Origin of the sequence: Sphingomonas aliaeris, assembly GCF_016743815.1 — a bacterium.
Lineage (GTDB): Bacteria > Pseudomonadota > Alphaproteobacteria > Sphingomonadales > Sphingomonadaceae > Sphingomonas > Sphingomonas aliaeris.
In genome coordinates this window covers 2,917,936-2,931,931 of sequence record NZ_CP061035.1, presented here as the reverse complement: position 1 = coordinate 2,931,931, position 13,996 = coordinate 2,917,936, and the positions used below count along the sequence as shown (strand labels likewise).

Sequence of the window (13,996 nt, the reverse complement as noted above, 5' to 3'; positions counted from 1 at the left end):
AGCCCGATCGCCCGCGTTTCACCGATCCGTATCCTGTTCGTCTTCGCGTCGCTTACCGGCAGGGGCGACGCGTCGGACGTGCGCCGACTGGTTCGGGCGCTGGATCCCGCGCTCCACCAGGTTTCTGCGGTCGTCTGCTTCCGACCGTCCGGCCTGCAGGATACCGCCGCGCGCCGGCTGGAGGCGGCAGGCGTGCCGGTGGATCGCACGCCGTATCACCTGTCGTTCGAGGATACCGTGGCCTATCTTGCCAGCCGGATGCCGGCGTTCGACGTGGTGGTCGCGTGCCAGAACGTTCCCGACGTGGACCCCGCGATGGACCGGCTGTATCTGCGTCCCGCGCTGATACGGCACGATGGACCGGTCGACGTGTCGGAATGGCCGGGACGGATTGCAGACGCGATCGCCGCGCGTGCGCCGAGGGCACGGCCCACAGGTCTGTTTCGCAGTTTCCTGCAAGGCGGGTTCGAATGTTCGACCCACCGCCGTGGACACGACCGGCGGCGGATCGATGTCATCGCCGCGAGCCAGCATGACCTGCATGCCGATCATGATTATCGCGAGTTGGCCAAGCACGGTATCCTGACGGTGCGCGATGGCTTGCGCTGGCACCTGATCGAGCGCGAACCCGGGCGATACGATTGGTCGAGCCTCGACCGGCAGCTTTCGGCCGCACGCGAGACGGGTACGGAAGTGATCTGGGACCTGCTGCATTACGGATGGCCGGACGATGTCGACGTGTGGCAGCCGGAATTCGTCGAAAGGTTCGCCGCCTTCGCCGCCGCCGCGGCTCGACACATCGGTCCGGCGGGTCCCGGCGAGCGCCGTTTCTATGCGCCGGTCAACGAGATCTCGTTCCTGTCCTGGGGCGGAGGCGATGTGGGCTATATGAACCCGTTCGCCGGCCGGCGCGGGTTCGAGTTCAAGGTGCAACTCGTCCGAGCCGCGATCGCAGCGATGGACGCCATCCGGGCGGTCGATCCCGATGCGCGCTTCGTTCATGCCGATCCGATCATCAACGTCCGCACCAACCCCTTGCGTCCGCAGGATGCGGGCGTGGCCGAGGGGCACCGGGTCGCGCAATATCAGGCATGGGACATGATCGCGGGTAAAAGCTGGCCGCAGCTTGGCGGGCGGACGGACCTGCTCGATATCGTCGGGATCAACTTCTACCACAACAACCAGTGGGTTCACGGCGGGGCGACGCTTGCCATCGGCGATCCGCTCGCCCGCCCGCTGCGCGATCTGCTCGCGGAGACCTATGCGCGGTACGGCCGGCCGATCTTCATCGCGGAAACGGGGATCGAAGGCGATGGGCGTGCGGCGTGGCTGCGGATGATCCTGGCGGAAGTCCGTGCCGCCGTCGCGATGGGCGTACCGGTCGAAGGCGTGTGCCTGTACCCGATCCTGGACCATCCGGGTTGGGACGACGACCGGTATTGCCCGAACGGGTTGCTGCGTTTTTCCCCGAACGCGGCGGATCGTCGTGCCGATCCTGCGCTCGCGGCGGTCATCGACGCGTATCGGGCGGAGGAGGCAGCTAAATCCTGGAGCGGGCGAGGGGAATCGAACCCCCTAGCTAGCTTGGAAGGCTAGAGCATTACCACTATGCTACGCCCGCTCGACGTCGTTGCGACGCGGCGTTTTCCTATCGACTGGCGCCGATAGCGTCAAGGACGTCGCGCCGTTCGAGTGGGGGGAGCGATCGTTCAACCGGTCAGCCTGACCAGCTTCGACATGTCGATCTGCGCGCCGTTGACGCCCAGCGTCACCGCGCCGCCATTGCTCATCACGTCGTCCACGCGTCCGCTGGTGGTGATCGCGACCGGAATGGTGGTGCCGGTGGTCGTGCTGGCCTTCAGCGCCAGCGTATAGGCGCCCGGCGGTGCCTTCGCGCCGTTTGCCATAGTTCCGTCCCAGCTGAACGCGCCGCTCTGATCGGGCATGATCGTGGCGGACGAGACCTGCTTGCCGCTGGAATCGGTAATTGTGGCGGTAAGCTCCGTGACGGACGAGTTCGCCTTGTAGCTCCATTGCGCCGGCCGGTCCGCGGACAGGCCCGTCACGGCGGAGTCGAACTCCGCCGTCTTTCCGATGAAGCCCGACGCCTGCGTCATGTTCTGCGTGCTCAATTGCGCGAGGATGCTGTCCAGCGTCCCGGTCTGCTTGACGGACTGCTGCACCTGCGTGAACTGCGCCAGCTGCTGGGTATATTCGGTGGATTCCATCGGCTTCAGCGGGTCCTGGTTCTGCATCTGGGTCGTCAGCAGTTTCAGGAACATGTTGAAATCGACGTCGGTCTGTTTCGCCGCGGTTGTCGCGGCGGTCGGCGCGGTGCCGGTAATCGGGCTGGTAATCGTGGCCATGTCTTACTCCTCAGGCAACCAGATCGACACCGCCGCGGGTGCGCAGCGGGCGGTAGGCGGTGATGTCTTCAATTGTGTCCGGTCCGGTGTCGGCCATCGCGGCGGCGCGGGGGTCCTGCTGGCGTTGCCAGGGCGGTCCGTTATCATTCGCCTGCCCGCGCTGACCGTCTCCGGCGCGCGTATCGAACCGCAGCGTCTGCGTATCTGCGCGAACCCCGGCATCGCTCAGCGCGCGGCCGAGATCCGCGCTGTCCCGGCGCAGCATATCGAGCGCGGCGGGCGTATCGGCGGAGACGACGGCGCGCAGCGTGCCGCTATCGTCGAACGACAGCTTCACCTCGATCCGCCCCATGTCGACGGGGTTGAGACGCAGCGTGATGGTTTCCCCGCCGCCCGTCGCGGCCGTTCCGCTCGCGACGTGATGCGCGATGGCGACGCCCAGTTCCTGTCCGATCCGCCCGGGCTGGGCCGTGATCGTGGCGATCGGGGGCTTGGGCGTGCTTTCCGGGGGAGCGGTATGGGGGGCGAGTGCGGCGGCGAACGCCGGCGCGATGTCGCGCGCGGGGGCGCTGGCGGGGGCCGGGTCGGCACCGGGTGCGGTGGACGGCGAGGTCATGTTCGACGGCATGTTCGGTACGTCCCGCTGCTCGACCGGGTCGTCATATTTCCCGTCTTCCACGGCAATCGCCGCGCGAAGCACCGGGGCAGTAGACTGGCTGATCACCGGCCCGCCCGATGCCGGATCCGCCTGACTGGACTTGGGATCGGATGGCGTCCTCTCGACCGGCGGGTTTGCCGGCATCGGCAAGGCTATCGCTGCCGGCTGGGGGAGCGGGGAGGGCGTGTCGATGGCAAACGGCGGCTCGTCCGGGGGCGGGGCGGCCTTTGGCTTCTCGGACTTTACGGCGTCTTTCTTTGCGGGCTGGTCGGTGATGACTGGTGCGCTTGGCTGAGCGGCCAATTGCAACGCGCTGCCGATCGCCGGAGCTTCCGGACGGCCTTTGTTGGTGGCGGGGGCCGCAGGGGCCGTGGGAGGCGGCTGATCCTTCGGCGCTGCCTTGGGCGGTACCGGCATATCCTGCGCGAGCGTCTCCGGCTCTGCCGGACATTCGGTAGGCGGAACGGCTGCTTCGACGACCGGCTCCTCATCTGGCTGGACGACGGAGATGGCTGACGGAGTTTTGGCCCCGGGGACCGAGGCGATCGTCAACAATGTTGTCATCGGGGGGCGGGGAGTTTCAAGTCCGCATTCGGGCCAGGGGCGGGGATGACGGGCGTCGGAGCAGCGCCGGGCAGCGTGCCGAACGAAGTCATGGTGGCTTGTACCGACGTCGCGCCGGTCATCACGATAGGATCGATGGCCAGCAGCGTTCCGAACGCGGGCATGTCCGCCGGCCCGTAAGTCTGGCCCGTCATTGTCGTCGCCTCAGGGGGGCGAACAGGCTGGCGGCGACGGAGATCATGCAGGTCCTTTCGGGGGATGCGTGAACGTATCCCGTCTTATTATAGGCGAGGCGCGGTTCAGCCGATCGTACCGAGCGACCGAATGCGGGCGCGGGCATGGATTTCGTTCTGCGACAGGACGACCGTGGCGGGGCGGACGCGTTCGATTATGGATCGGACGAACGGCCGGATCGAGGGATTGGTCAAGAGGCAGGGAATCTCGCCCTCGCCAGCCAGTCGATCGAGCGTTTCACGCACTGCGCCGAGAAACCCTTGGAGCGCGGACGGTGCCATCGCCAGTTGGCGGTCCTCGCCCTCGCCGACGATGCTGGCGGCGAACGCTTCGTCCCATGCACCCGACAAGGTGACGATCGGAATTGCGCCGTCGCGCGCCTGTTGCGCCGATATCTGCCGGGCGAGACGGCCGCGTACATGTTCGGTGATCTGGGTCAGGCTGTGGGTCAGCGGAGCGGCCTCCGCAATGCCTTCCAGAATTGTCGGGATATCGCGGATCGAAATGCCTTCCGACAGCAGGTTCTGGAGAATCCGCTGCACGCCGGACACGCTGATCTTCGCCGGTACGATGTCCGCGACGAGCTTTTCCGAATCCCGGTGGACCTCGTTCAGCAGTTTTTGGGTCTCGGTGTAGCTCAGGAAATCGGCGATATTGTCCTTCACGAGCTCGGTCAGGTGCGTCGTGATGATCGTTCCGCAATCCACGACGGTCAGGCCGCGAAGCCCGGCTTCGTCGCGCAACTCGCGGTCGATCCACAAGGCGGGCAGGTTGAACACCGGCTCGCGCGTTTCCTCCCCCGGCAGCGCGAGCGGGCCACCCTCCGGGTTGATCACCAACAGCCGGTCGAGCCGGATTTCGCCGCGTGCCGCCTCGGTTTCCTTGACGTAGACGACATATTCGCTGGGTTGCAGCGCCATGTTGTCGATGATGCGGACGGATGGGAGGACGAAGCCGTAATCGGTCGCCATCTGACGACGGAGGGCGCGAACCTGATCGTCCAGGCGAGGTTCACGCTGCGCATCGTTGATGATCGGCAACAGGCCGTAGCCGATCTCGATCCGGATCGCGTCGATCGCCAGCGTCCGCGAAATCGGCTCCTCGGCGACCGGTTCTGCCGCGATCGCCATCGCTTCGTCGGCAGCGGTCTTGGCGATCTTCGCGTTGGCGGTCTTGCTGAGATGCCATGCGGCCCATCCGCTCAGGCCGGCAAAAATCGCGAATGGCAGGAAAGGCAGGCCGGGCAGCAACGCCAGCGCGGCCATCAGCGCGGAGACCATTCCGAACGCCTTGGGATATCGACCGAGCTGCTCACCGAGCGCGGCTCCGGTTTTCCCGGCAACCCCGCCCTTCGACACCATTAGGCCGGCCGCAGTCGAGACGATCAGGGCCGGAATCTGGCTGACCATGCCGTCGCCGACCGTCAGCAGGGTATAGGTATGGAATGCCTCGGCAAAGGGCACGCCATGTTCCGCCACGCCGATGATGAGGCCGACCAGCACGTTGATCGCGGTGATGAGCAGAGCGGCGACCGCATCCCCCTTCACGAATTTCGATGCACCGTCCATCGCGCCGTAGAAGCCGCTTTCGGCCTCTACCTCGGCGCGGCGTTCCTTGGCGACCGTCTCGTCGATCGTGCCGGCGCTGAGATCCGCGTCGATCGCCATCTGCTTGCCGGGCATCGAATCCAGGCTGAAACGCGCTGCGACTTCGGCGATGCGGCCGGCGCCTTTGGTGATGACTACGAAGTTGATGACGATCAAGATAGCGAAGATCGTCAGGCCGATGACGGTGTCGCCGCCGATCAGGAACTCTCCGAAAGCGGCGATAACCCCGCCTGCCGCCTCGGATCCTTCGTGGCCGTGGATCCTTCGTGGCCGTGACCGAGGATCAGGCGCGTCGAGGCGAGATTCAGGCCGAGACGCAGCATCGTCGAGATCAGCAGGATCGTCGGGAAAGCGGATAGTTGCAGCGGCTTTTCGATGAACAATGCGGTCATCAGGATCATGACGGACAAGGTAATCGACAGCGCGAGCCCGAGATCGAGCATCCAGCCGGGCATCGGCAGGATGAGCATGACGATGTCCGCGATCGTGACCAACGTATTGCCCAACGGCAACCTGGTGATCCGCGGGCGTCAGGAAATGCGCGTCAATTACGAACTGCGCGAACTGATCGTCACCGGCATCGTCCGTCCGCAGGACATTGCCCGCGACAACAGCATACCGCACACCAAGATCGCAGAAGCGCGCATCAGTTATGGCGGACGCGGCCAATTGACCCAGGCGCAACAGGCGCGGTGGGGTCAGCAGATCTACGACGCACTGTTCCCATTCTGACGGTCGCAGCATCGTAACACAGCAGGGATTCAAAAAGGAATAATCGGTTAAGTATAGTTAACCGAATATTTACCATCAATATTTCGTCAGGTTCGTCCGGGTCAGTTTTTTCCTTCATATGATGGGGAGTGGCTGGAAGAATTCCGGTCGCCGGTGGATCGCCGTTACGATCCGCGGCCGCAGAAGCAGCCGGTAATTTCCAGAAGGAAATATTGATGGCTTTTTCCGTAAACACCAATACTGGCGCTTTCGCTGCTCTCCAGTCGTTGAATCAGACGACCAAGGGATTGGCGACCGTTCAGAGCCGCATCAACACCGGCATGAGCGTGGCGTCGACCAAGGACGATTCCGCTTCCTATGCAATCGCGCAGGGCCTTCGTGGCGATCTGGGCGGTTTGAAGGCGGTCAGCACTTCGCTCAGCCGGGCGAAGAGCGTCGTCGACGTGGCAGTCGCGGGTGCGGAGCAGATTTCGGACGTTGTCAACCAGATGAAGACGCTTGCAAAGCAGGCGTCGGATGACGGTATCAGCACCGAAACGCGCGCCGCATACAACAAGGACTTTACGGCCCTTCGCGATCAGATCACCACGATCGTCAACTCGTCCGAGTTCAACGGAACGAACCTGTTGAAGACCAGCGGCGGCACCGTGAGTGCGTTGCAGTCGCTGACCAATACCGCCACCTCGTCCGGCACCACGTTTACGCCGGACACATTGACCGTCGACAACCAGACGCTGGACCTTGCGTCGACCGAAACCGCGTCCACCGGCGCCGGCACCGGTGTCCTGGGCAAGGACTCGACGATCGACACGTCGTCCAAGGCGAAGAAGGCGATCGATACCCTCGATAAGCTGAGCACCACCCTGTCGGGCAAGCTCAGCACGCTGGGTTCGGCGGCACGAGCGATCGATGCGCAGCAGACTTTCACGAGTAAGCTGTCGGATTCGGTCGAAGGCGGCATCGGCAATCTCGTCGATGCGGATCTCGCCAAGGAATCGGCGAAGCTGCAGTCCTTGCAGGTCAAGCAGCAGCTTGGCGTTCAGGCACTGTCGATCGCCAACCAGGCGCCGCAGACGATCACGTCGCTGTTCCGTTAAGGACGCCGGCACCGCCGGCACCCCCTAAACAGCTGGCGGGATCGCGGGGATCGGGATGGCAGAAGCCATCCCGATCCTCCTTCTCCGACGTGAAACAATAAAATCGTGTTTACCATGACCGGCAGGGCATTTTCCTTCCCACAATGAAACGCAGGATCGGTCATGGCCGATCGTTTCAGAAGGAACAGTGCTCATGACCTTTTCGGTGAATACCAATGTCGGCGCGGCCGCCGCGCTTCAGGCGTTGAATGCGACGTCCAAGGGCCTGGCGTCGGTGCAGAGCCGCATCAACTCCGGACTCATCGTGTCGTCCACCAAGGATGATTCGTCCTCATTCTCGATCGCGCAGAATCTGCGCGGCAATCTCAGCGATCTGAAGGCGGTAACGTCGTCACTGAATCGTGCCAAGAGCGTGACCGATGTTGCCGTCGCCGGCGCCGAACAGATTTCCGATGTCGTCAACCAGATGCGTACGCTGGCCAAGCAGGCGGCCGATGACGGCGTCAGTGCAGACAGCCGTGCGGCGTACAACAAGGACTTCACCGCGCTCCGCGACCAGATCACCACGATCGTCAGTTCGGCGGAATTCAACGGCACCAACCTGTTGAAGACGAGCGGCGGCACGATCAGCGCGCTTCAATCGCTCAGCAATCTCGCCACGACCAGCGGCACGACGTTCACGCCGGATGTCCTGACCGTGTCGAACTTCGAACTTGATCTGCCAGCCACCGAGACCGCATCTACCGGGACGGGCACCGGGGTACTTGGCAAGAATTCAACGATCGACACGGCGGACAAGGCCAAAAAGGCGATCGACACGCTGAACACGATGGCGACCACGCTGAGCAGCAAGTTGAGCGATCTTGGTTCCGCGTCGCGCAATATCGATAACCAGATTACGTTCACCAGCAAGCTGTCCGACACGATCGAGAGCGGCATCGGCAATCTGGTAGACGCCGACCTCGCCAAGGAATCGGCGAAGTTGCAGGCCCTGCAGGTCAAGCAACAGCTCGGCGTGCAGGCACTGTCGATCGCCAACCAGGCGCCGCAGACGATCACCTCGCTGTTCCAGAACTAATCGCGTGATGGTGCCGATCGCGGCCTCGTTCATCCCTTCATAGCACCGCCGAGCCGTTGCTCGGCGGTGCCAAGACGGTAAAGCAAATGGCCGGTGAAGTAGTTTCACGAGTTACCTGATTAGATTGTCTGTACGGACCCGGACCTCGGTCCGCATCCTTCTCGCCCTTTACCCGACGTCAAATCAACTTTGATCCGTTTCGGGATCATCTTGTATAATGGTTTGATATAAGTTAAGCGAAGCAAGGTTGCGGTGCCAGATCGATGTCGCAACGATTCATCTCGGAACGGGGTGGGCCATGCTAAGCCTGGCTTGCCGATGACAGAGGTCAATTCGATCCATTTTGCGGGGGCAAGATGAACCGGAGTGTGGGTATGGTTCGTATTACTTTGGAATTGACGTTCGATGGCGTCGCATCCCTTTGGGGGCATGCCGCTCGCCGGGCAGCGGTCGATCACGGCTTACTCGATAACGAGATTATCGAGACGTTTGGTCCGCGCGAGGATCCGGACCTCCGGGCCTGCGCCGAAATGGTGTTCGACCGCCTTACCCGTGAAGACGGCATGTTCGAAACCAGTGCTATCTCGGTAAACCAGCCAGATGCAGTGATGGTCGAGCCCGGGCAACCTGCCGCGGCGTCCGTTACGCTGTGGAGCGGTTCGAAGAACAAGCACGTATCGTTGAGAGAATATTTCCGCGTCGCGTGACAGCCGGGGCGGATACGGAGCGATCAGGAGCGCTCCGCAAACACTCCGACAAGCAATACCCGTGTGATGGCATGCTCGGTATCGCGAGACGTCAGCGCGTTGCCGACATCGCGTGCAAGCCGTGCCGCATCGACCGGAGCGAATGGTGACGCGTAGAAGCGCGCAAATTCCGCCGCCGCGATCAACGCCGTCTCCCGCAACTCCGGCATCCTCGCCTCCAACGGCGCGATAGCCGCCGCGTCATGCGCGACCAGCACCAGTTTCACGCGAAGGCGGCCATAGGCCCGCGAGCCGTCGACGATCGGAACGACGATTTCCTTCATCGGCAGCAAGGACGGTCCGGCGGCGGCACCGCCATTCGCAGTCGCCACGGTCCCTTGGGACAGCACCAGCGCGGTAGCGGCTAGATATCGAGTTCGGCGCATTGCGGGCAAATCTCCGGCGGGAATGATCGTGTCGCCGCCATGTGGCTGGAGAACCTTCCTATAATAGGACGAGTTGGAACGAGGCGGATCGCAATGAGCCAGGATCGTAAACCCGGCAAAGTCCGGGTGTTGAAGGCTGGCGATGAAACGCCGCAGCGCCGACGTCACGATTCCGATCCGATCGTCGTGGATGGCGGCGGCGCGGGAACACGCGGTGCGCCGTGGATGATGGCCCTGCTGTTCCTGCTGGCCGCGATCGGCTGCGCGGCTGCCACCGAATTGTATCTGCCGTGATGATCCGGCTGGTCATCGGTGCCGTGCTTGCTGCGACCGCGGCGAATGGCGAAGTGCATGCGCCCGTCGCTGCCCCGCACGCGATCCCCGCAACCGGGCATTCCACGCCACCTCCCGTAGCCAAGACGCGTCAGGTGGCGGAGCCATCGCCGTTGATCGGCCGGGCCCCCAATGTACGATTGCCGGGTTTCGCGGCGTGGCTGGCGGACCAGCCGATCGATTCGGCGTTCGACGCCTGGCCGACGATACCAGATGCCGACGCCTGGCACGAAATTGCCGTCGCGCGAACGAGCGAGCGGCAGGCCGCGCGGTGGGCATTCGTCAGGAGCCTGATCGGCAGCGGGCGAGGAACGGACGCGATCGGCGTGCTCGAGGTGATGGTGGCAGACGATCCCGATCTCGCATTGGTGCCGACATGGCAGCGCGCGAATGGCATCGCACAGATACAGGCATGGCATCTGGAGGACGGCGTCGATACGCTGCGCCGGTTCGGACTGGTGGCCGATCCCGAAGCGTGCCTCTGGCGAATGCGGGCATTGTCCGACCTGGGGCAGGGCAAGGCGGCGCTGGCGGACTTCAATTGCGCTGTTCCTGCGATCAACGCACGTCGGCCGTCAGCGCGCAAGGCCTTCACGCTGGCCGCAGCCCGTGCCGCTGTGGATGCGGGCGAGTATAAGATCGCGCTTGGTTGGCTGGCCCCGTTGCCCGACACCGATACGAGCGCCAACCTTTTGCGTGGGAAGGCAGACCTCGCGCTTGGCTATGCGCAGGACGGTCGATTGCGATTGGCGCGCGTGGCATCGCTTGGCACGCGGCAACAGCGCGCGGAGGGCATGTTTTCGACCATCCAATATGGACTTTCAAGCAAGACGATGCCGGTCGAGGAGGCGTTGAAGCAACTGGACGTGCTGTTGATCGGCTGGCGTGGCGACGCGCTGGAACGGCGCGCGCTGACATTGTCGATGCAACTTGGCGAACAAACGCACGATCCGGTGCGCGAGCTTGGATCAGGTGCAATCCTGTCACGATATTACGATCTGGGTACCGAAGCGGGGCCTCTCGTCGCGACATTACGGTCGCGGCTGGCTGTGCTGCTTGCGCCCGCATCGACCCTGCCGCTGGCAAAGGCGATGGGGTTGTTCTGGGATTATCGCGAATTCGCGCCGAGTGGGCTGGAAGGGGTGCGGCTGGGGGAAATGCTGGTGACCCGTTTGCAGGCGGCCGGCCTGTACGATCGGGCGGCCGATCTGCTTGATCATCGCTTGTCTGCCGCGACGACGCGCGACGTGGCCGAGGGGCCGCTGTCGATCCGCATCGCCAGTCTGCGCATCCTTGCGGGCGATCCCGCCGCGGCGATCCGTGTTCTGCGGGCAACGGACGATCTCGCCTATCCAGAGGATATGACCGCGCAACGGCGGCGATTGGAGGCGGTGGGGCTCACGTTGCTGGGCAAGACCCGCGAGGCGCTGGCCGTGCTGGACGATGTGCCGGACGGCGCCGCAATCACGGCCGAGATTTACTGGCGCGCGCGAGATTGGGCGCGGCTGGAGACGGTGGGGTCCGTTTTGTTGCCGCCGCCAGGGCAATTGAGCGAAGTGGGACAGGCGATCGTGCTGCGACAGGCAATCACCTCGGCGATGCTTGGACATGGTAGCGCGCTTACCAAATTGCATCAGCGCTATGGCGCCGCATTTGCCGGACTGCCGGCAGCCGCCGCGTTCGAATTGCTTGCCGGCAATCCGGAAAAAATCGATCCGACGGCGCTGACACGGGCGATGGGCGCGATGCCGACCGCGAGCCCGATCGGCGCGCTGGGCGACATGATGGATGCCGGGCAGGCGGCGATGGCTGCCAAAAAGGATGCGCCGCCCGCTGCCTAGGTTTGGCCGCTAGGCCGCACCTGCATCCGCGACGATCCGCACCGGGACCGATTTGGACGCGGGCGTCTTCGACAGATCATCGTGCAGCGCGACTGGAACGAGCACGTTGCATTCCGGGTAATAAGAGGCGACCGTGCCCCGCGGCAGGCGATAGGCCGTGAGCGTCAGGCCGCCTAGTTGCCGGTCGATGCCGTCCTCCGCATCCGTGATCATCCGCACCGACTGCCCGTCGCGCAAGCCCGCCTCCGCAATGTCGTCGGGGTTCATCAGCAGCACGTCGCGCGTGCCTTCGATCCCGTGGAAGCGATCGGAATAGCCGTAGATTGTGGTGTTGAACTGATCGTTCGACCGGATTGTCATCAGCCGGTAGCGTCCCGGCGCATCCTTGAAGCCGACCGAATTGAGTTCGCCTGGCGTCGTGAAGACCGCCTTGCCGCTATCCGTTTTCCAGATGCGATTGTGCGCGCCGTTGCCGCGGTAGAAGCCGCCGGCTTCGAACATGCGCGCGTTATAGTTGCGGAAATCGTCGGGATAGGTGGCTTCGATCAGGTCACGGACCAATGCGTAATTGCCGGTCCATTCGCGCCATTTTAGCCTGTCGTTCTGGGGCAGCGTTGCCTGCGCGATGCCCGTGACGATCGCGAGTTCGCTCTTCACCGCGTCCGACACCGGGGCGCGGCGGCCGACCGAACCGTTGATCATCGAAAAACTGTCCTCGCTCGTCACAGACTGGTTGCCGGAGGCCTGCACATCCTTTTCGTAGCGGCCGAGGCAAGGCAGGATGTAGGCCGTCTTGCCGGGGAACAAGTGGCTGCGGTTCAGCTTGGTCGATACCATCACGGTCAGGTCCTGCTTCGGCCAGGCCTCCTCCATTCGTTTCTGGTCGGGTACCGCGCGAAGCAGATTGCCGCCGAGGCAAATGAACGCGCGGACTTTCCCCTCGATCAGCCCCTCGACCGCCTCGACGATGTTCATGCCGTCGTGACGCGGAGACGTGATGTCGAACAGGTCGTCGATCGTATCGAGCGGGACGAGGTGCGCCTTTTCGGCGATGCCGACGGTGCGCTGGCCTTGCACGTTGCTATGCCCGCGCACGGGGCAACAGCCTGCGCCGGGCTTGCCGATATTCCCGCGCAGCATCAACAAATTGACGAGCATCGCGACGTTGAGCGCGCCGTGGGCGTGTTGTGTCAGCCCCATGCCGTATACGCCGATGACGCGTTCGGCGGCGATGTAGACACCCGCCGCGTCGCGGATCGCGGCCTGTGGAAGTCCGCTCTCGCGTTCGATTTCGGCCCAGTCCGCGGCGCGGCAACTCGCGATGAAGTCATCGAAGCCGGTCGTGTGTTCGGCGACGAAAGCATGATCGATCACCGCTGGCTGGCCGGCGGCGCGGGCCGTATCGTCCGCCTCGACGACGCATTTGCACATGCCGAGCAGCGCCGCGATATCACCGCCCGCCTTCAGCTGGTGATACTGGTCCGAGATGGTCGTCGCCTTGCCGGTCAGCATCGCCGATGGGCTCTGCGGGTCGACGAACGATACGAGCCCTTGTTCGATGATCGGGTTGAACGTGACGATCTTTGCGCCGCGATCCTTCGCATCCTTCAGCGGGTGCAGGAAGCGCGGACTGTTCGTGCCGGGATTTTGACCGAAGAAGAAGAAGGCGTCCGCCTTCTCCAGATCATCCCAGACGATCGTGCCGACCGGCGAGCCGATCACCTTCGTCAACCCGACCGACGTAGTCTCGTGACACATGTTGGAGCTTTGCGGCAGGTTGTTCGTGCCATACGCGCGCGCCAGCAACGCGTAGAGATACGACGCCTCCAGCCCGGCATGGCCCGAAGCGTAGAACACCGCCTGATCGGGTTCGAGCGGCTGGAGGGCGGCAGCGATCCCGGCGAACGCCTCGTCCCACGTGACTTCCAGATAGCGATCGCTGACCGCGTCGTAGCGCAGGGGGTGGGTCAGACGCCCGGTCATCTCCAGATCGTGGTCCGCCCAGTCGCGGAGCGCGGTGACGGTATGACCTGATTTCGCCCAGAATACCGGCGTGCAGCGCGCGCTGGTCATCTCCCACAGGGTCGCCTTCGCACCGTTCTCGCAGAATTCGAACGCTGAATAGTTTGCGGGCTTCGGCCATGCGCAGGAGACGCACATCACGCCTTTGGGTTTGTTCAGCTGCCCGAGCGTAGCGAGCACGCTGGGCGTCGCCCATGTCTCACCGAAGATTTGAGCGATGCCCTTCAGGGATCCCCACCCGCCGGCGGGTCCGGGGGAGTGCGGCAGACTGCGCTTGTCGGTCATCGGGATCTTTCGATTGTATCAGGCGATCATAAGCCCAACGTCCGGCA

Annotated in this window: 13 protein-coding genes, 1 tRNA gene and 1 pseudogene; 6 read left to right on the top strand and 9 right to left on the bottom strand. The window is 63.7% G+C overall.

Annotated features, from left to right (window positions below; translation table 11 throughout):
- Window positions 1-18 precede the first annotated feature (18 nt).
- From H5J25_RS13700 to H5J25_RS21690, 7 genes are all read right to left on the bottom strand, one after another.
- Window positions 19-1,083, bottom strand: coding sequence for a hypothetical protein (locus H5J25_RS13700; RefSeq protein WP_202091857.1), 1,065 nt, complete (start codon window positions 1,081-1,083; stop codon window positions 19-21).
- Window positions 1,084-1,548: 465 nt separating this feature from the next.
- Window positions 1,549-1,621, bottom strand: a tRNA-Gly gene (locus tag H5J25_RS13695).
- Window positions 1,622-1,709: 88 nt separating this feature from the next.
- Window positions 1,710-2,366 carry a flagellar hook assembly protein FlgD gene (locus H5J25_RS13690; protein WP_202091855.1) on the bottom strand — a complete coding sequence of 219 codons (657 nt, stop codon included), beginning with the start codon at window positions 2,364-2,366 and terminating at the stop codon, window positions 1,710-1,712.
- Between the two features lie 10 nt (window positions 2,367-2,376).
- Window positions 2,377-3,588, bottom strand: a complete 1,212-nt coding sequence (locus tag H5J25_RS13685) for a flagellar hook-length control protein FliK (RefSeq protein ID WP_202091853.1) — start codon at window positions 3,586-3,588, stop codon at window positions 2,377-2,379.
- Window positions 3,585-3,782 carry a hypothetical protein gene (locus H5J25_RS13680; protein WP_202091851.1) on the bottom strand — a complete coding sequence of 66 codons (198 nt, stop codon included), beginning with the start codon at window positions 3,780-3,782 and terminating at the stop codon, window positions 3,585-3,587. Before H5J25_RS13680 ends, H5J25_RS13685 begins: the two co-directional genes overlap by 4 nt.
- A 105-nt stretch (window positions 3,783-3,887) precedes the next feature.
- Window positions 3,888-5,627, bottom strand: a complete 1,740-nt coding sequence (locus H5J25_RS13675; protein WP_404829618.1) for a flagellar biosynthesis protein FlhA — start codon at window positions 5,625-5,627, stop codon at window positions 3,888-3,890.
- Window positions 5,627-5,890 carry an FHIPEP family type III secretion protein gene (locus H5J25_RS21690; RefSeq protein ID WP_404829617.1) on the bottom strand — a complete coding sequence of 88 codons (264 nt, stop codon included), beginning with the start codon at window positions 5,888-5,890 and terminating at the stop codon, window positions 5,627-5,629. The genes H5J25_RS13675 and H5J25_RS21690 overlap by 1 nt, the downstream gene beginning before the upstream one ends.
- Before the next feature lies 1 nt (window position 5,891).
- On the opposite strand from H5J25_RS21690, the pseudogene H5J25_RS13670 reads away from it, so the two are divergent.
- From H5J25_RS13670 to H5J25_RS13655, 4 genes and pseudogenes are all read left to right on the top strand, one after another.
- Window positions 5,892-6,161 (top strand): annotated as a pseudogene (locus H5J25_RS13670) (flagellar basal body L-ring protein FlgH); the annotation flags it as partial.
- 215 nt (window positions 6,162-6,376) lie between these two features.
- Window positions 6,377-7,258 (top strand): flagellin, encoded by an 882-nt coding sequence (locus tag H5J25_RS13665; protein ID WP_202091849.1) that lies wholly within the window; start codon window positions 6,377-6,379, stop codon window positions 7,256-7,258.
- Window positions 7,259-7,451: 193 nt separating this feature from the next.
- On the top strand, window positions 7,452-8,336 hold the full coding sequence (locus H5J25_RS13660; protein WP_202091847.1) for a flagellin: 885 nt from the start codon (window positions 7,452-7,454) through the stop codon (window positions 8,334-8,336).
- 374 nt (window positions 8,337-8,710) lie between these two features.
- Window positions 8,711-9,043: a hypothetical protein gene (locus H5J25_RS13655; RefSeq protein WP_202091846.1), complete on the top strand. Its 333-nt coding sequence runs from the start codon at window positions 8,711-8,713 to the stop codon at window positions 9,041-9,043.
- A 23-nt stretch (window positions 9,044-9,066) separates the two neighbouring features.
- On the opposite strand, the gene H5J25_RS13650 is transcribed toward H5J25_RS13655, so the two are convergent.
- Window positions 9,067-9,468: a hypothetical protein gene (locus tag H5J25_RS13650; protein WP_202091844.1), complete on the bottom strand. Its 402-nt coding sequence runs from the start codon at window positions 9,466-9,468 to the stop codon at window positions 9,067-9,069.
- Between the two features lie 93 nt (window positions 9,469-9,561).
- On the opposite strand from H5J25_RS13650, the gene H5J25_RS13645 reads away from it, so the two are divergent.
- Window positions 9,562-9,762, top strand: coding sequence for a hypothetical protein (locus H5J25_RS13645; RefSeq protein ID WP_202091842.1), 201 nt, complete (start codon window positions 9,562-9,564; stop codon window positions 9,760-9,762).
- Window positions 9,762-11,642 (top strand): hypothetical protein, encoded by a 1,881-nt coding sequence (locus tag H5J25_RS13640; protein WP_202091840.1) that lies wholly within the window; start codon window positions 9,762-9,764, stop codon window positions 11,640-11,642. Before H5J25_RS13645 ends, H5J25_RS13640 begins: the two co-directional genes overlap by 1 nt.
- A 9-nt stretch (window positions 11,643-11,651) precedes the next feature.
- On the opposite strand, the gene H5J25_RS13635 is transcribed toward H5J25_RS13640, so the two are convergent.
- Window positions 11,652-13,949 carry an FdhF/YdeP family oxidoreductase gene (locus H5J25_RS13635; protein ID WP_202091838.1) on the bottom strand — a complete coding sequence of 766 codons (2,298 nt, stop codon included), beginning with the start codon at window positions 13,947-13,949 and terminating at the stop codon, window positions 11,652-11,654.
- Between the last annotated feature and the right edge of the window lie 47 nt (window positions 13,950-13,996).